This is a genomic window from Lentzea rhizosphaerae (genome assembly GCF_042649515.1).
GTDB lineage: Bacteria > Actinomycetota > Actinomycetes > Mycobacteriales > Pseudonocardiaceae > Lentzea > Lentzea aerocolonigenes.
This window is the reverse complement of the sequence record NZ_JBHRZI010000013.1, coordinates 47971-65090: the sequence shown is the minus strand read 5'-3', so window position 1 is coordinate 65090 and position 17120 is coordinate 47971. Positions and strand designations below refer to the sequence as shown.

14 protein-coding genes are annotated in these 17120 nt (G+C 69.5%); 11 read left to right on the top strand and 3 right to left on the bottom strand.

Features of this window, described 5'->3' with window-relative positions; translation table 11 throughout:
• The first annotated feature begins 146 nt into the window (after positions 1–146).
• From ACFOWZ_RS15860 to ACFOWZ_RS15845, 4 genes are all read left to right on the top strand, one after another.
• The gene (locus ACFOWZ_RS15860; protein WP_382373074.1) at positions 147–1754 is read left to right on the top strand and encodes a helix-turn-helix transcriptional regulator; all 1608 of its coding nucleotides are present in this window, start codon (positions 147–149) and stop codon (positions 1752–1754) included.
• 85 nt (positions 1755–1839) lie between these two features.
• Positions 1840–2169, top strand: a complete 330-nt coding sequence (locus tag ACFOWZ_RS15855) for a DUF3303 domain-containing protein (protein WP_382373072.1) — start codon at positions 1840–1842, stop codon at positions 2167–2169.
• Positions 2170–2284: 115 nt separating this feature from the next.
• The gene (locus ACFOWZ_RS15850) at positions 2285–3220 is read left to right on the top strand and encodes a TIR domain-containing protein (protein WP_382373070.1); all 936 of its coding nucleotides are present in this window, start codon (positions 2285–2287) and stop codon (positions 3218–3220) included.
• Complete coding sequence (locus ACFOWZ_RS15845) at positions 3220–4791, top strand: SPFH domain-containing protein (RefSeq protein WP_382373068.1); 1572 nt, start codon at positions 3220–3222, stop codon at positions 4789–4791. Before ACFOWZ_RS15850 ends, ACFOWZ_RS15845 begins: the two co-directional genes overlap by 1 nt.
• Here the strand turns inward: ACFOWZ_RS15845 and ACFOWZ_RS15840 are convergent, their stop codons facing one another.
• Positions 4792–5193, bottom strand: a complete 402-nt coding sequence (locus ACFOWZ_RS15840) for a hypothetical protein (RefSeq protein WP_382373066.1) — start codon at positions 5191–5193, stop codon at positions 4792–4794.
• A 161-nt stretch (positions 5194–5354) separates the two neighbouring features.
• On the opposite strand from ACFOWZ_RS15840, the gene ACFOWZ_RS15835 reads away from it, so the two are divergent.
• Entirely contained in the window at positions 5355–6488 is a 1134-nt protein-coding gene (locus ACFOWZ_RS15835; RefSeq protein ID WP_382373064.1) for a phage tail sheath family protein, read from the top strand.
• Here the strand turns inward: ACFOWZ_RS15835 and ACFOWZ_RS15830 are convergent.
• Both ACFOWZ_RS15830 and kstR read right to left on the bottom strand, forming a co-directional pair.
• Complete coding sequence (locus ACFOWZ_RS15830; protein WP_382373062.1) at positions 6476–9790, bottom strand: nSTAND1 domain-containing NTPase; 3315 nt, start codon at positions 9788–9790, stop codon at positions 6476–6478. The genes ACFOWZ_RS15835 and ACFOWZ_RS15830 overlap by 13 nt on opposite strands.
• Before the next feature lie 85 nt (positions 9791–9875).
• Positions 9876–10451 carry a cholesterol catabolism transcriptional regulator KstR gene (gene kstR, locus ACFOWZ_RS15825; RefSeq protein WP_382373154.1) on the bottom strand — a complete coding sequence of 192 codons (576 nt, stop codon included), beginning with the start codon at positions 10449–10451 and terminating at the stop codon, positions 9876–9878.
• A 159-nt stretch (positions 10452–10610) separates the two neighbouring features.
• Between kstR and ACFOWZ_RS15820 the strand changes: the two genes are divergently transcribed.
• Genes ACFOWZ_RS15820 through ACFOWZ_RS15795 form a run of 6 tightly spaced genes read left to right on the top strand, consistent with a single transcriptional unit; the run spans position 10611 to position 16981 of the window.
• Entirely contained in the window at positions 10611–12512 is a 1902-nt protein-coding gene (locus ACFOWZ_RS15820; protein ID WP_382373060.1) for an acyl-CoA dehydrogenase family protein, read from the top strand.
• On the top strand, positions 12512–13474 hold the full coding sequence (locus ACFOWZ_RS15815; protein WP_382373058.1) for an acyl-CoA dehydrogenase family protein: 963 nt from the start codon (positions 12512–12514) through the stop codon (positions 13472–13474). Before ACFOWZ_RS15820 ends, ACFOWZ_RS15815 begins: the two co-directional genes overlap by 1 nt.
• Complete coding sequence (locus ACFOWZ_RS15810; RefSeq protein ID WP_382373056.1) at positions 13464–14591, top strand: acyl-CoA dehydrogenase family protein; 1128 nt, start codon at positions 13464–13466, stop codon at positions 14589–14591. The genes ACFOWZ_RS15815 and ACFOWZ_RS15810 overlap by 11 nt, the downstream gene beginning before the upstream one ends.
• Complete coding sequence (locus tag ACFOWZ_RS15805; protein ID WP_382373152.1) at positions 14591–15475, top strand: Zn-ribbon domain-containing OB-fold protein; 885 nt, start codon at positions 14591–14593, stop codon at positions 15473–15475. Before ACFOWZ_RS15810 ends, ACFOWZ_RS15805 begins: the two co-directional genes overlap by 1 nt.
• Positions 15462–15845, top strand: coding sequence for a MaoC family dehydratase (locus ACFOWZ_RS15800; protein WP_382373054.1), 384 nt, complete (start codon positions 15462–15464; stop codon positions 15843–15845). Before ACFOWZ_RS15805 ends, ACFOWZ_RS15800 begins: the two co-directional genes overlap by 14 nt.
• A complete protein-coding gene (locus ACFOWZ_RS15795) occupies positions 15842–16981 on the top strand; it encodes a lipid-transfer protein (protein ID WP_382373052.1) in 1140 nt (379 codons plus the stop codon). The genes ACFOWZ_RS15800 and ACFOWZ_RS15795 overlap by 4 nt, the downstream gene beginning before the upstream one ends.
• The last annotated feature ends 139 nt before the right edge of the window (positions 16982–17120 follow it).

Here is a 17120-nt window from a genome sequence, read left to right as displayed (position 1 = left end):
ACGTGCCGAATCCGGCTGGTAACCGCATTCCCGGTACAAAGACATCGGAGGTATAGCGGCGATTTGTCCGGTTGGCGAGTCCATGTCGTTTCACCCGGCTGAAAGAGCTGACCTGTGCCACGATGGCGCGGCGGTCGGAGGTGGTCGTGGAACCTGACCTCGAACACGGGCGCCGGTGCTTCGCCGAGGCGAACTGGCGAGAGGCTCACGCCGCGTTGGCCGGGACGGCCCGGGAGGCGGCGGACCTGGAGCTGTTCGCGCAGACCGCGTACATGCTCGGCCGGGACGACGAGTACGTCAGCGCCCTGGAACGGGCACATCGAGCCCATCTGGGGGCGGGTGCGCCGGCTCGGGCGGTGCGGTGCGCGTTCTGGATCGGGCACAGCTGGTTGTTCCGCGGGCAGATCGCGCCCGCGCAGGGCTGGTTCGCCCGTGCGCGGCGGCTGTTCGAGCGGGAGGAACGTGACGTCGCCGAGCGCGGCTACGTGCTGCTGACGGACATGCTCGGCAACCTGGTCAACGGCGAGATCGAGGCGGCGGGCGCGCTGGCCGCCCAGGTCGTGGAGGTCGGCGAACGTTTCGGCGACGACGACCTGGTCGCGCTGGGCATGATGGAGCAGGGGCACTCGCTCGTGAGGCTCGGGCGCCTGCCGGACGGACTGCGGTTGATCGACGAGACGATGGTCGCGGTCACGTCGGGAGAGCTCTCGCCGATCGTCGCCGGGATCGTGTACTGCAACACGATCTCCTTCTGCCGCGAGGTCTACCAGCTGCGCCGGGTCAAGGAATGGACCTCCGCACTCACGCGGTGGTGTGCCCGCCAGCCGGACATGGTGGCCCACAAGGGTGTTTGCCTGGTGCACCGCGCGGAGGTCATGACGCTGGGCGGGGCGTGGGACGACGCGCTGGCGGAACTCGGGCGCGTGAGCGAGGAGCTCACCAGAGGCGCGCTGAACCAGCTCGCGCGCGGGGACGCCGCCTACCGCGAGGGCGAGGTCCGCCGCCTGCGCGGAGAGTTCGCTCTGGCCGAGAACGCCTACCGCAGGGCCAGTTCCCTGGGCAGGCAACCGCAACCCGGTCACGCGCTGCTGCGTCTGGCACAGGGCAGGACCGACACGGCGGTCGCGATGATCCGCAGGGTCGTGGCGGAGACGTCCCGGGGGTTGCCCCGTGCCGCACTGCTGCCGGCCTACGTCGAGATCGTGCTGGTGGCGGGTGACCTCGACGCGGCCGCCGGTGCGTGCCGGGAGCTCGCCGAGATCGCCGGGCAGCAGGAGAACGAGGCCATCGACGCGATGTCCTGGCAGGCCTGGGGCGCGCTGGCACTGGCCGCGGGTGATCCCGAGGTGGCGCTGACCGAGTCACGGCGTGCTTGGCAGGCGTGGCAACGGATCGAGGCGTCGTACGACGCCGCCCGCAGCCGTGTGCTGATCGCCAGGGCGTGCGCGCTGCTGGGCGATCACGAGTCGTCCGGCCTGGAGCTGCAGGCGGCGCTGGAGACGTTCACGGCGCTCGGTGCACGGCCGGACGTCGAGTCCCTCCCGCAGGGCAACTGGTCGCGGCACGGCCTGAGCGACCGCGAGATCGAGGTGCTGCGCCTCGTCGCCACCGGCCGCAGCAACCGCGAGATCGCCGCGGTGCTCTTCCTCAGCGAGCACACCGTGGCCCGGCACCTGCAGAACATCTTCGGCAAGCTCGGTGTCTCCTCACGGACCGCGGCGGGCGCGTTCGCCCACGAACACCACCTCGCCTGAGACGTGTGGTCAATGCTGGTGATGCCGTTCCGCCGGAGTTGGTGAATCCGAGCGAGGCGGGGCGTGGCCCGTCCTGCCTAGCGTCGTGTCCATCAGCTCGAACGAGGAGGCACACGCCATGTACATCGTCGTCCACCACCACATCAAGAACCCCGAGGCGGCTTTCCAGCGCGGGCAGCGGCTCATCTCGGGCGACGGAGCGCCGGACGGTGTGAAGGTGCTCCAGTTCTACCCGAGCGAGGACCTGACCGAGGTCACCTGCCTGTGGGAGGCGGACTCGCTGACACCGGTCCAGGGCTGGGTCGACATGGTCCTCGGCGATGCGAGCGAGAACCACTGCTACCCCGTGGCGACAGAGCAGGCGTTCGCCGAACATCCCCTGGGCCTGGCGGCCGCACCGGTGCTCACCGCGTGACGCGCGACGGCCAGTTCGCGGATCCTGCTCCGAGAGGGTGAAGCGAATTGGCCAATTGATGGACAATCAGCGGACTCTGCTGTCCCATCTGGCCGAACCGCGGATAGCTTGCGGCATGTCGTTTGGACCACCCGGTTTCTTCCTCTCGTACACGCAGGCCGATGCGGCGTACGTGAAGCGGCTCGCCGAGCACCTGGAGGCAGCGGACCTCCCGGTGTGGCTCGACGCCAAGCTCGGCTGGGGCACCAGGGTGCCGGGAGAGATCCGCGACCGGCTGGCCGCGGCGCCCGCCATCATCGTGATCATGTCGCCTGCCTCCGAGCAGTCGGAGTGGGTCGAACGGGAGATCCTCGAAGGCCAGCGCTACGGTCGGCCGTTCCTGCCGATCCTGCTGCGCGGGTACCGGCACTTCCTGTTGGCCGCCACGAACTTCTTCGACGCGAGGGACGGCGGGCTGCCGGGCGAGCAGGAGATCCGCAGGCTGCGCGACCTGGTGGACGGCCACGCCGCGCCGCCACCGAACCCGCGGCCGGGTCCCGTGGTGCCGGTGGCGGTCGTGCCCTCGGAGACCTCGCTGCGCAAGCTGCGCAACGCGTTGGAAGAGGGCCAGTTCGTGCACGCGGACATCCTGACTACGTCGTTGTTGCTCGACGCCGTGCAGCGACTGGACAAGGGCTGGCTGCGCCGGACCGACAGCGCGCGGCTGCCGACCGGGCTGCTCGCCGACATCGACACCGTCTGGTCGAAGTTCTCCCAGGGGCAGCAGGGATTCGGCGTTCAGCTGGCGCGGCACCCCGGACCACCGCCCGGAGCGCCGCCCGGCAGGCACCGCGACTTCCTCGGGCTGGCCCTGTCGGTGGGCTGGAAGGGCCTGCGCGGCGAGGTTTCCCCCGTCTACGAGGAACTCGTCGCCACCGACTTCTTCCCGCCGGGCTTCTTCCCGACGATGCGCAACCCCCAGCTCGAACGGTTCGAGAGCTGGCACGACAAGTGGACGGACACCGTGATGGCCGTGCACACAAGACTGCGGAACAGCGGGGTAAGAGGCTGATGGAATTCCTGATCGTCGTCGTTGTGATCGCCGCCGTCGCGGGCGTCGTCTGGGTGAAGAGCCACCAGTCGGTGCCGACCGGCAAGATCGGCCTGGTCTACAAGCGGTTCGGCAGCCTCAAGAACGAGAAGTACCCGGTGCGGGTGCACGGCGGACAGGGCGTGCAGGTCACCACGCTCCAGGCCGATCGCCGGTACCGGCTGCCACCGCTGCTGTACCGCGTGGAGGCCGTCGACCGCACCCACGTCCCGACCGGCACGATCGGCCTCGTCATCGCGAAGGTCGGCGCGGTTCCGTCCGTCGAAGAGACGCTGTGCCGTCACGTCGAGTGCGACTACTTCCAGGACGGCAGGAAGTTCCTGTTGCGCGGCGGGCAGATGGGCAAGCAGCCGATGGTGCTGCCGGGCGGTGCCTCCTACGACATCAACCCGGCGCTGTTCGAGGTCATCACGGTCGACACGCTGGGAGACGAGGAGAAGTACGAGGTCACCCGGTCCGACCTGACGGACATCAGCATCCCGGAAGGCGCCACCGGGGTCGTCATCGCCAAGCACGGCGAGTCACCCGACGAGGACGAGAACACCAACACCGTCGGCCCGGTGGTGGAGGGTCACTCCAGCTTCCAGAAGCCGTGGGAGTTCCTCGCCAACGGCGGTCGCCGCGGTGCGCAGGCTGAAACGTTGTCGCACGGCGGTGTGTACCGCATCAATCCGTGGTTCGCCCGCATCGCGATCATCCCCACTCGCGAGCTGACGCTGGAGTGGGAGCGGAAGGAGGGCGAGTACACCGACCGGTTCGACGCCGCGCTGGGCCAGATCGTCGTCAACGTCGAGGGTGAGCGCATCAAGTTCACGATGTCCCAGATCATCCGCATCCCGGCGAAGGCGGCTCCGCGACTGGTGCGCCGGTTCGGTGAGGACACCGACATGACGGGGCTCGGTGACGTGCAGAGCCCCACCCCCGTGCAGCGATTCGTCGCACGTGTGCTCGGCCGCACCGTCGAGGGGTACTTCCACAGCTGCGCCTCGGAGTACGAGGTGCTCCGGTTCCTGGAGAGCCACAACGAGGTGCGGATGGAACTGGAGTCCAGGGTCGCGGAGGCCCTCGGCGAGTGGGGCGTGCAGGCGGGCCGCACGACGCTGAGCGACTTCGAGCCCGAGAACCCGGAGCTCGACCAGCGGCGGCGCAGGAAGGCGGAGGAGCGTGACCGGCAGGAGGAGTTGGGCTACCAGCGCAGGAACGCCGAGCTCGAGGAGGAGATCAGGCGCATCCGTCTCGCGACCGACGAGATCGAGGTCGCGCTCCCGGTGGCCGAGATCAAGGCGAGGGCCGAAGTGCTCGGACCGGAGTTCGTCGGGATGAAGGAGGTGATGGGCGAGCTCGCCAAGATGCAGAGCCCGAACACCTACATCGGTGACGTCGGGGCGGCCGGCAGCATCGTCCCCACGGTCATCGGCCAGGAGATGCTCAGGGACACGCTCAAGAGCCTCAACCCCGAGCAACCGCCGCAGCTCGACCGCAGGAAGAACGGCCAGATCGAGTCCGGTGACAGGCCGGACGAGGAGGAGTGATCAGGTCGCCGTCACGGCCTTGCAGCTGACCTGCTGACCGGGCGCGGCGGTGGCCTTGGCGAGCTCCTTGATGCCGTCGAGCAGGATCCGGCACGTCAGCACCTGATCACCTTTGGGCGTCGCGGAAACCTCGGCCTTCTCGCCGTAGTTGATCACGGCCTCGTACGTCCACGGCAGCGGCTTCGAGATCGTGATGGTCTGCGGCGCTTCCTTGCGGTACCGGTCGGGCGACTCGGTGTACGTCACGTCGACGGCCGTCTCGGCGGGCTGGGACGACACCTCGTAGGTGATCGCCCAGGCCTTGCCGATCAGCGTGTTCCAGCCGCCGAACGAGTTGACCAGGACGACGGTCCCGCCACCGACGACCGCCACAACGCCGAGCACCACGAGCAATGTCTTCACGGCGCATACGCTATTCGGGTGAACGACGCGCCCGCATCATTCGCTGGAGTGACCGGCGTGTCATTCCCCGGGACGACCCTTCGCTCTGGGTCCGGTGGCTGAGGAACACGCGCACGCCCGAGATCATGACGCTTGCGCCGCCGAGCTGTCACGATGTGCGCGTGCCCTTGTACCTGCGTCCCGGCGTCTACGTCGAAGAGACGGAGGCGGACTCCTTCAAGAGTCCGCGGCTGCGCCGTCCCTACGAGCCGTCGCGGCCGTTGAAGCCGGGCATTCCCGCCAAGTGGCTGGCGGAGCACTCGGTCGCCGCGTTCATCGGCCGTGTGTCCAGAGGGGAGCACACCGAACCGGCGTTCGTGACGAGCTGGGACGCGTACGTCCGCCAGTTCTACGAAGAGAACAGGCACATGCCGCGCGCCGTGCAGGGCTTCTTCGAGAACGGCGGCACGGGGTGCTGGATCATTCCGACCGATGACGTCCACGAGGCCTCCGCGATGCTGGAGCGCATCGAGGACGTCTCCACGGTGTGCATGCCGGACCTGCCCGAGGACGACGAGTCGGCGCACGAGGCGCGGATCGGCCTCATGGCGCACTGCGAGTTGATGGGCGACCGCATCGCGCTCCTCGACCCGCCGCCGGGGCTGGGCGCGGAGCAGGTCAGGGACTGGCGGACCAAACGCGGCTACGACTCGAAGTTCGCGGCGCTCTACTTCCCGTGGCTGCGGGTCTTCGACCGCACCGGTCTGGTGTCCGTGCCGCCGTGCGGTCACGTCGCGGGTGCCTTCGCGCGGTCGGACCTGCTGCGTGGGCCGCACCGCCAGGCCGCGAACCTCGAACTCCGGGGTGTCCTCGGCCTGGAGCTGGACCTCATGAAGATGGAGCAGGACATCCTCCAGCCGTGGGGAATCAACTGCCTGGTCTCCATGGCGAGCGGCATCCGGGTGTGGGGTGCTCGCACGCTGTCGAGCGAGCCGGAGTGGCGGCAGCTGAACCGGCGGCGGCTGATGAACTTCATCGGCCGCAACATCGTCTCGGGCACCAGTTGGGTGATCTTCGAGAACGCCCACGACGAAGGGCTGCTCCAGCGGATCGAAGGTGCCCTGGACGAGTTTCTCGGACTGTTGTGGCGGGCGGGCGTGCTGGAGGGCGAGACAGCGGCCGAGGCCTACTCCGTGCGCTGCGACGAGGACGCGAACCCGGCCGAGAGCAGGGACGCGAACCAGATCGTCGCAGAGTGCGGCATCACCGTCGGGCGAGCATCGTCGTTCTTCCGGGTGGTCTACTACCTCGGCTGAACGTCGACGCCGCGTTCGGCCAGCCCGAACACGGCTGCCGGTGTGCCGATTTCGGACAGGGCGCGGACGGCCAGCTCTCGTGCCCGCTGGTCGGGCCGGGAGACGAGATCCTGCAGCCACGGCACGGCATCGCCGCCGATCCAGCGCAGCGCCAGCTGCAGCGGGTACTGCACGTCCGGGTCGTTCACCAGCGGAGCCAGCAACGGCAACACCTCCGCGCCGATCTTCCCGATGCTGCGCGCGGCCACAAGACGTACAGCGTCGTCCTCGTCCTTGAGCAGCTGCACCAAGGCGGCGTTCACCGCGGGAGAAGGCCAGGCCTGGAACGCGGCCGCCATCGCCCTGCGAGTGGGCAGGTCCGCGTACCGGAGCATCGACAAGGCGTGATCGGCTGAGTCCTCCATCAGCAAGGCGACCGCGGCCTCGTGCGCCGGTCCCTCGAGTTCGAGGATGTCGTTGAACGACCCCGGCCACCTTTCCAAGGCGTCCATCGCCCTGAGCCACACCCGTGGACGTTCGTCGTGCAACGCGGCCACCAACGCTCGGGATCCCGCTTCGCCGAGCCTGCTCAGAACCTGTGCTGCGGCCACCCGCCCTTCGCTGGGCCGTGGCGACGTGAGGACGGCCTGCAACGGCGCCACCGCAGCCTCACCGTGTCGCACCAACGCGTCGGCGCTGTCCGGCAGCTGACCGATCAACTCTTCGACGGGATCGGTGTGCCCCAACGTGTCGAGCGCGTCGCGCACCCGCCAGGCCACGTCGGCGTCCAGGTCGTACCGCGCCGCCAGCAACGCCGGGATCGCGCGTTCGTCCAGCGTGCCCAGCACCTCGGTGGCCGCCGCCCGCACGCTCGCGCTCTGGTCGTGCAGGGCGCTGATCAGCGGTTCGGGTGCGTCGGCGCAGATCGCCTGCAGGGCGCGGAGTGCGTCGGTGCGCACGCGGAAGTCGTTGTCGCGCATGGCGAGCAGCAACGGGCTCACCGCCGCCTCGCCGAACGCGCCGAGCGTGCCGATCGCCTGCCAGCGGATGTCGACGTCGGCGTCGCTCGCGGCGGCCGCGAGGATCGACTGGGCCTCGGCACCGCCGATGGCGCGCAGGCCGCCGTTGGCGAGGGAGCGCACTCGGTCGTCGGGGTCGTGCAACGCGCGGCCGAGCGCGGGGACGACCTGGGGGTCTGTGGTCTGCCGCAACGCGCTCAGCGCGGCGAGCCGGACGTCGGCTGAGGGGTGGTGTGCCGCCGCCTCGGTCAGGCCGATGATCGACGCCGGGGCGAGCCTCGCGAGGGCGGCCGCCGCGGCCGTGCGCACCGCCGGTGTGCCGGTGAGCATGGCGTCGAGCAGTTCCGGCACCACGTACACGCCGATGACGCAGAGGCGGTCGGCGATGTTCTGCCGCCGGTAGCCCTCCAGCGCGGGTGAGGTGAACTCCGCCAGCAGACGTTCGTGCTCCGGCCTGATGAACTGCTCCAGCTCCGGATCGAGGGCCGGCTGCAGGCGGGCGATCATCTCGTACACCGGTTCGAGGCGTTCGTGTTGCCACAGGTAGGCGTCCGCACGGCCGGCCTCGGCCCATTCCCGCGCGGCGGCACGAACCCGGCGCAGCAGGACCAGGTCGTCCTGGGCCAGCTCGATCCACTGACGCAGGCGGCCCCAGCTGCCGAACAACGCCTCGTGCGCCGCCGACACCACCGGTTCCTGGCCGGCGTCCGCGCTGCGCACCAGCAACCTGGCTTCGACGAAGACGTCGATGAGCCGCTCGGCGTACGGGTCCGTGACCACAGTGGACAGTGGGGCGCGGCGCCTGGCGACGTGACCGTGTTCGTCGATGTCGACGAGCTCGCGGAACACGGCGTCGAAGGTGGCGCGGGTGGCGTCGTCGAGCTTGCGCTGGAACACGTCCTCGGCTCGGGTGCCGATCGCGCCCGCCACGCCGCCGAGCCGTTCGTACGCGCTGTGGGTGAGCGTGCCGGGGCAGACGCGGTGCAGCTCGTCGAGCGTGTAGGCGAGCAGCGGGAGCGTGCCGGGTTGCTTGCCCGCGTCGTCCAGGATCCGGCCCGGCAGTCCCTCGTCGAACTCCAGGCCGGCGCGCTCGGCGGGTCTGGTGATCATGTCGACCAGCGTGTCGGTCGGGGTCGAGAGCGGGAACTGGCCGGTCTCCAGCAGCTTCGCGAGCGCGGGGATCTCCAGGCACCGGTGGTAGAAGTCCGATCGGACGGTGGCCACGACGTGGGCGGGCCCGGGGTTCGCGAGCAGGGCCACGAACGGCTCGACGTGGTCGGGCGCGACGGTCGTGAAGAGCTCCTCGAACTGGTCGACGAAGATCAGCGTCTCTCCGTCGAGGTGTGAGGCGAGATCACCCCGCTTCAGCTCGCGCGCCACCTCACGCGGGATGCCGCCGAGCTTCGCGGCCAGCGCGAGGAACGGGTCGTCGCCCAGCTCCCCGGGTGTGAACCGCGGACCGATCCACTGCTTCCCGTTGTGCTCGGGCACGGTCCACCCGCGCGCGGCCAGCCGCGGGATCAGCCCGGCGCCCACCAGCGAGGACTTGCCGGAACCGCTGGCGCCGACCACCGCCACGAACCGGCTGGCGTCGACCCGGCTGACCAGTTCGTCGGTCTCGCGGCCGCGTCCGAAGTAGATCGGCGCGTCCTTCGGCGTGAACGACCGCAGCCCGGGAAACGGCGACCCCTGCCACCGCGGCCCCGCGTCCTTCCCGGCCGGGCCGACGACCAGCCGGTGCAGCACCTCGCGCAGGTCGGTGGTGAGCTCGTCGCGGAAGTGCTCGGGAGCCGTGTACTCCTTGTGCCCCCGCAGGATCGCGCCGGTCGCGGGGTCCTTCAACCGCGCGAAGAAGTCCTGCACGAGGTCGTACTGGCGCTCCTTCTCGGCCCGTTCCGGGTCGGAGAGTTTGATCGACACCTCGGTCGTGCGCCGGTAGAGCAGCACCTGGCCGCTGCCGCTGACACCGTCCTCGAACTCCCACTCGGTGCCCGACGCGTACGGCTGACCGTCGGCCCGCTGGTAGTCGGGGAACGGCAGCGGAGTGCCCATCCTGGCCCAGAACAGCACCACGACCACGTCGCAGTCCCGTGGCCTCGGGAGACCGCTGTCGATCGAGGCCTGCGGGGTGCGCGTGGCGAGGATCGGGGCGCCGGCGCCGGGCTTGTCCCACGCGACGACTTCGAGCGCCACTCGTCCGCGCAACGCCGGCTCGTACGGGAGCCGGTCGAGCACTTCCAGGGCGATCGCGCGTTCGTCAGCGACGTCCCCCGGGGAGGACAGGAACACACGGATCCGCTGCACCTGCCCAGGGTATTGCTCGGTTGGGCAGTGGGCGCACCGGCGAGGTCGGGACGACCTGTGCGGCGAGGTGGACCCGTGCCGCCGATCACTTCAGCAGCAGCCGCACCGTCAGCTCGAGCCGGTTCGCCACATCGGTCGCCGTAGCCCGCCGCGTAACCCACGCGACCAGGTTGGACAGCCACACGTCACCGATCACCCGCGCGATCGCCTTCTGCTCGTCCGTCGGCGCGTCCTCGCTCATCGCCTTGGTGAACATGCTCTCCATGAGCCACGCCACGCGGTCGACCTCGGCGCCCGCGGAGGCGTCGGCGAAGGTGAACGCACGCGTCATCGCCTCGGTGAGGTGCGGGTTGCGCTGCAGGCCCCTGGTGATGCGGCCGAGCACGAACAGCACGCGCTCGTAGGCGCTGTCGCCGGGGACGGTGGTGCGGTCCATCTTCTCCTGCGCGCGCTCCAGCTCCACGGCGAGGCTGGACACGAGCAGGTGGACCTTCGACGGGAAGTAGCGGTACAACGTGCCCAGCGCGACGTCCGCCCTGTCCGCGACCGCGCGCATCTGGACGGCGTCGAACCCGCCCTTGGACGCCAGCGCGATGGTCGCGTCGACGATCCGCTTGCGACGCTCGCGCTGGGCGACGGAGCTGAGCTCCTCGCCCGCCATGAGTGCGTCGGTGCGCGACTTCGAAGGTGACACGGAGATGATCCTCCTGGAACGTGTTGCAGCTGCCCCCTCATCGTACTAGATCGGTTTCCCAGCCATGATCTGTTGCTCGAATTAGAACACGTTCTATAAACTCCTTCACGTATTGGAGGAGGCTGCATGCCGATCGCCACGACCGGGGAACAACGAGCGTTGCGGGACAGCGTGGACGCGGCCAAGGGCGAGTGGGCTGATCTCGTCCGGGTCGGGTTCTTCGAGGTGACGCGGGAGGGCGGCACGGTCGCCGATCTCGCGGTGATGCTGGAGCGGGCCGCCGAGAACCTCGTGCCGGGGCCGTTGCTGCCCACGGCACTGGTGTCGGTGCTGGTCCCGGACTTCGACGGGGTCGCGGGGTTCGGGTTCTCGCCGGAGCACGTGGTGGGCGCGGCGGAGGCGACGCACGTGCTGGTCAAAACGGACTCGTGGCGGCTCTTTCCCGCTGGTCAGGTGACCGAGCTGCAGTCCGTGGACCTGTCTCGTTCGCTCGGTTCGGTGGTGGCGAGCGAGCCCGGTGTCGAGGTCGCGGACCCGACCGACCTCGCGGTGACGCTGATGGCGGCCGAGGCGAGCGGGGTGGCGGCGTGGTGCCTGAACACCGCCGTCGAGTACGCGAAACAACGTCAGCAGTTCGGGCGTGTCATCGGGTCGTTCCAGGCCGTGAAGCACCTGTGCGTGGAGATGCTGTGCCGCGCGGAGCAGGCGAGCTCGGTCGCGTGGGACGCGGCCAGTTCCGTCGGCGAGGACGAGCACCCGCTGGCGGCGGCGGTGGCGGCCGCCGTGGCGTTCGACGCGGCCGTGCGCAACGCCAAGGACTGCATCCAGGTGCTGGGCGGCATCGGCTTCACCTGGGAACACGACGCGCACCGCTACCTGCGCCGGGCGCTGGCGTTGCAACAGCTCGCGGGCGGTGTCGCGCGGTGGCGCCGGCGGGTCGCCGAGCTGGCGCTGGCCGGGGCACGTCGGTCCCACGCCGTCCAGGTCGAGTCCGATCCCGAGGTGCGGGCGTTCGCGGAGGAGATCGCCGCGCTGGACCCCGCCGCGCAACGGGAACGGCTGGCGGACAGCGGTTTTCTCGTGCCGCACTGGCCCCGGCCGTACGGGCAGGACGCCGGACCGGCACGGCAGATGGTGATCGACGACGAGTTCGCCCGCGCCGGTGTCCGCAGGCCTGACCTGATCATCGGGGGCTGGGCGGGGCCGACGATCCTGCGCCACGGCACCGCCGAGCAGCAGGAACGGTTCGTCCGGCCGACGCTGAGCGGCGAGATCACCTGGTGCCAGCTGTTCAGCGAACCGGAGGCCGGTTCGGACCTCGCCTCGTTGCGCACCAAGGCTCTCGAGGTCGACGGCGGCTGGCGGCTCACCGGCCAGAAGGTGTGGACGTCGCTCGCGCACCAGGCCGACTGGGCGATCTGCCTGGCCCGCACGGACTCCTCGGTGCCCAAGCACAAGGGCATCACGTACTTCCTCGTCGACATGCGGTCGCAGGGCGTCGACGTGCGGCCGTTGCGGGAGATCACCGGCGACGCGCGGTTCAACGAGGTCTTCCTGGACGACGTTTTCGTGCCGGACGACTGCGTGGTCGGCGAGGTGAACGACGGCTGGCGGCTCGCCCGCACGACGCTCGCCAACGAGCGCGTGGCGATGGGCCGTGGTTCGTCGCTGGGTGAGGCGCTGGAACAGGTTCTGAAAACTCCGGCCGCCGCGGATCACGCGGAACGGCTCGGCGCGCTCGTCGCGGAAGGTCTCGCGGTGTCGGTGCTGGACCTGCGGGCGAACCTGCGGGTGCTGAGCGGGCAGGAGCCCGGCGCGGAGTCCAGCGTGCGCAAGCTCGTCGGGGTGCGGCACCGGCAGGACGTCGCCGAGTTCGCCGTGGAGCTGCTGGGTCCGGACGCCGCCGTCGACGGCGAGCTGGTCCACGAGTTCCTGCTGACGCGGTGCCTGAGCATCGCGGGAGGGACGACACAGGTGTTGATGAACCTTGCTGGAGAACGGATTCTCGGTCTACCCAGGGAGTCTTGATGGATTTCGAGCTCGACGACACCCAGCGGGAGATCGCCCGGCTGGCGGCCGACGTGCTGGGCAGGGAGAGCGACACCCCCTGGAAGGCCTTGGGGGAAGCGGGATTGCTGTCCCTCGCCGTTCCGGAACGACTTGGTGGTGACGGGCTCGGCGTGCTGGAGACGGCCGTCCTGCTCACCGAGGTCGGCAGGCGCGCGGCAGACGTTCCGGCGCTGGCGACACTCGCGCTGGGCGTGCTGCCGATCGTCCAGCACGGGACTCCGGAGCAGCAGGACGCCTTGCTGCCACTGGTGACCGAACAGCACGCCGTGCTGACAGCGGCGCTGAGCGAACCGTCGGCACCGCTACCGGCCACCCCGAGTACCACGGCCGGGCCGGACGGGATCACCGGCGTGAAGATCAACGTGCCGCACGCGGGCGAAGCGCGACGAATTCTCGTCAGCACCGACAGTGGAGTTTTCGTCGTCGATCCCGCACAACCAGGTGTGTCCACACAGGACGGGACAGTGCGTTTCGAAGGCGCTCGCGGTGAAGAGCTGAAAGGCTCGGCCGCTGACCTGCGCCGGTTCGCCCTCGCCGGGGCCTGCGCGGTCGCGGACGGTGTCCTCGCCGGCGCGCTCGACCTCACCGTGCGGCACGTCGGCACCCGCCACCAGTTCGGCAAACCGCTGGCGACGTTCCAGGCGGCGGCGTCCCAGGTCGCCGACGTCTACATCGCCTCCCGCACCCTGCACCTCGCCACCCTGGCGGCCTGCTGGAGCCTCGACGACAACGACCTCGACACCGCGGCCTACTGGCTCGCGGCCGAGGCGCTGCCCGCCGTCCACACGTGCCACCACCTGCACGGCGGACTCGGCCTCGACATCACCTACCCGATGCACCGGTACTACGGCATGGCCAAGGAGCTGACGCGGTTCGTCGGCGGAGTGGAGCACCGCTTGGGGGCCATCGATGTTCATTGACCTCACCGCCGAGCAGCGCAGGCTGCGGGACGAGCTGCGCGAGTACTTCGCGAACCTCGTGTCCGACGCGGAACGCGAGGCGATGCTGACCGAACGGCACGGCACGACCTACCGGGAGCTCGTGCGCAGGCTCGGCCGCGACGGACGACTCGGCGTCGGCTGGCCGCAGGAGTACGGCGGCAAGGGGTTCGGGCCGGTCGAACAGCAGATCTTCGTCAACGAGGCGGCGCGCGCGGACGTCCCGCTGCCGTACGTGACGCTGCAGACGGTCGGACCGACGTTGCAGGCGTTCGGAACCCAGGAGCAGAAGGACTTCTTCCTGCCGCGCATCCTCGCGGGCGACCTCCACTTCGCCATCGGCTACACCGAGCCGGACGCGGGCACCGACCTGGCCTCGTTGCGCTCCAAGGCCGTCCGGGAAGGTGATCACTACGTCGTCAACGGCCAGAAGACGTTCACGACGGGCGGGCACGACGCCGACTACGTGTGGCTGGCCTGCCGCACCGGCACGCCGGACTCGCGGCACAAGGGCATCACGATCCTGATCGTGGACACGAAGGATCCCGGCTACTCGTGGACGCCCATCATCACGTGCGACGGCGCGCACCACGTCAACGCCACCTACTACAACGACGTCCATGTGCCCGAAGGCATGCGCGTCGGCGAGGAGAACAAGGGCTGGCGGCTGATCACCACTCAGCTCAACCACGAACGCGTCATGCTCGGCCCGTCCGGGCGGATCGGCGTGCTGATCGAACGGGTCCACGGCTGGGCCGCCGAACGGAAGTTGCTCGACGAGCCGGACGTGCGACGGGCGCTGGCCGAGGCGAAAGCGGTCCATCGCGTGAACGAGCTGCTCAACTGGCAGGTCGCTTCGGGTGACGTCGAAGTGGCGGACGCCAGCGCCACCAAGGTGTTCGCCGCCGACCGCACGCAACGCGTCGGCAGGGTGCTGGAGGAGCTGGTCGGACGCCACGGCGCCGACGCGGAGCTCGTCCGGTGGCTGGACGTGCAGGCACGGCGCAACCTCGTGCTGACGTTCGGCGGGGGAGTGAACGAGATCCAGCGCGAGCTGATCGCGAACATCGGGCTCGGTCTGCCACGGGTGGTGCGATGATCGACATCGAGAAAGAGGCAGCGCGCATCGCCGAACGGGGCGAGTCGGCCCCACGGCTCGCGCGCGACCCGGTCAACCTGCCGATGATCAACAACTGGCTGGAGGCGATCGGCGACCAGCACCCCGGCTACACCGAGGTCGCGCCGCCCGCGATGGTCCAGGTGTGGACGATGGGCGGCCTGCACGGCCAGCGCAGCGCGGACGACCCGCTGGGCGCGATGATGGCGATCCTCGACGAGGCCGGGTACACGTCGGTGGTCGCGACCAACAGCGACCAGACCTACCACCGGTACCTCAAGATCGGCGAGCACCTGTCGGTGACGTCGACGCTGGAGGACGTGACCGGGCCGAAGAGGACCGGGCTGGGCGAAGGCTGGTTCGTGACCACCAGGAGCACCTGGTACGTCGGCGACGAACCGGTGGCGGAGATGCGGTTCCGGGTGCTGAAGTTCAGGCCCGCCGAGAAACCCGCACCTCAACCGCAAGCCGCGAAGCCACAAACCATCCGGCCTTCCGTCAACCGCGACACCGAGTACTTCTGGGAAGGCTGCCGGAACAACGAACTCCGCATCCAGCGGTGCGGCGGCTGTGGCCTCCTGCGCCACCCACCCGGCCCGATGTGCCCGGAATGCGGTGCCACCAAACCGAAGTACCTCGTCTCGGACGGTCGCGGCGTGATCTACAGCTACGTCGTGCACCACCACCCGCAGGTGCCGGGCAAGCAGACCCCGTTCGTCATCGCCCTGGTCGAGCTCGACGAGGGCGTGCGGATGCTGGGCGAGCTCGACGGTGAGCCGAGCATCGGGCAACGCGTCGAGGTCGTGTTCACCAAGGTCGACGACGACCTGACGATGCCGAGCTGGAGGACCTGTGCGGATCGGTGATTCGCTGCCCGAGTGGCACGTCGAGGCCACGCCCACGTTCGTGATCAGCACGGCGATCGCCACGCGCGACTTCCAGGACGTGCACCACGACCGCGACCTCGCGATCCAGCGCGGGTCGAAGGACATCTTCATCAACATCCTCACCACGACCGGGCTGGTTCAGCGCTACGTCACGGACTGGGCGGGCCCGGAGGCGTTGGTGCGTCAGGTGAACATCAGGCTGGGCGCGCCGTGTTTCGCCTACGACACGTTGAAGTTCTTCGGCCAGGTGGTCGAACGCGAGCAGCAGGACCTGACCATCGAGGTGGTCGGCAGGACCGCTCACGGCGACCACGTCACCGGAACCGTGAAGATCGAGGTGCCCGCGTGAACGCCGCGATCGTCGGAATCGGCGCGACCGACTTCTCCAAGGACTCCGGCCGCAGCGAGCTCCAGCTGGCGGCCGAGGCCGTCAGGGCGGCGCTCGACGACGCGGGGCTCACACCGTCCGATGTGGACGGTCTGGTCAGCTTCACCATGGACACCAACGCCGAGATCGCGGTGGCGCGGGAGCTCGGCATCCCGGAGCTGACGTTCTTCAGCCGCGTCCACTACGGCGGCGGGGCGGCGTGCGCGACGGTGCAGCAGGCCGCGATGGCCGTCGAGACCGGCGCGGCGAAGGTCGTCGTCTGCTATCGGGCGTTCAACGAACGTTCCGGCCACCGGTTCGGCCAGGTGCAGACCGCGGCCGCGGCCAACATCGACAACAGCTGGTCGTACCCGATGGGGCTGGGCACACCGGCCGCGATGGTCGCCATGTTCGCCCGCCGGTACATGCACGAGTACGGGGCCACGAGCGAGGACTTCGGCCGGATCGCCGTGATCGACCGCAAGCACGCCGCCACGAACCCGCACGCGTGGTTCCACAACCGGCCGATCACCCTCGAGGACCACCAGAACTCCCGGTGGATCGCCGAACCGCTCCACCTGCTCGACTGCTGCCAGGAGACCGACGGGGGTGTGGCACTCGTGGTCACGTCCCAAGAACGCGCCCGCGACCTGCCCAACACCCCCGCGCACGTCAAGGCCGCCACCCAGGGCAGCAGCGTCGACCAGTTCACGATGACGAGCTACTACCGCGACGACCTGACCGGGCTGCCGGAGATGGGCGTGGTGGCGCGCGGCCTGTGGGAGAGGTCCGGCGTCGGTCCGTCCGATGTGGACGTCGCCGTGCTCTACGACCACTTCACGCCGTTCGTGCTGGTCCAGTTGGAGGAACTGGGCTTCTGCGGCAAGGGTGAGGCCAAGGACTTCGTGGCGTCAGGAGCGTTGGAGCTGGACGGGTCGCTGCCGCTCAACCCGCACGGCGGCCAGCTCGGCGAGGCCTACCTGCACGGCATGAACGGCATCGCCGAGGGTGTGCGTCAGGTGCGCGGCACCGCGGTGAACCAGGTGGCGAACGTCGAGCACGTCCTGGTCACCGCGGGCACCGGCGTCCCAACCAGCGGCCTGGTGCTGGCCCGATAATCGAACCGGTTCGACCACAGGCGCCTTCGTTCGACGTGGATGTCTTGCTGAGCACCGTCAACTGCGGGATGTTGTGCAGTTGACGGTACTCAGCCCTAGCCTTCGGGTCTTGACGAACCGGTTCGACCCGGGGCACCCC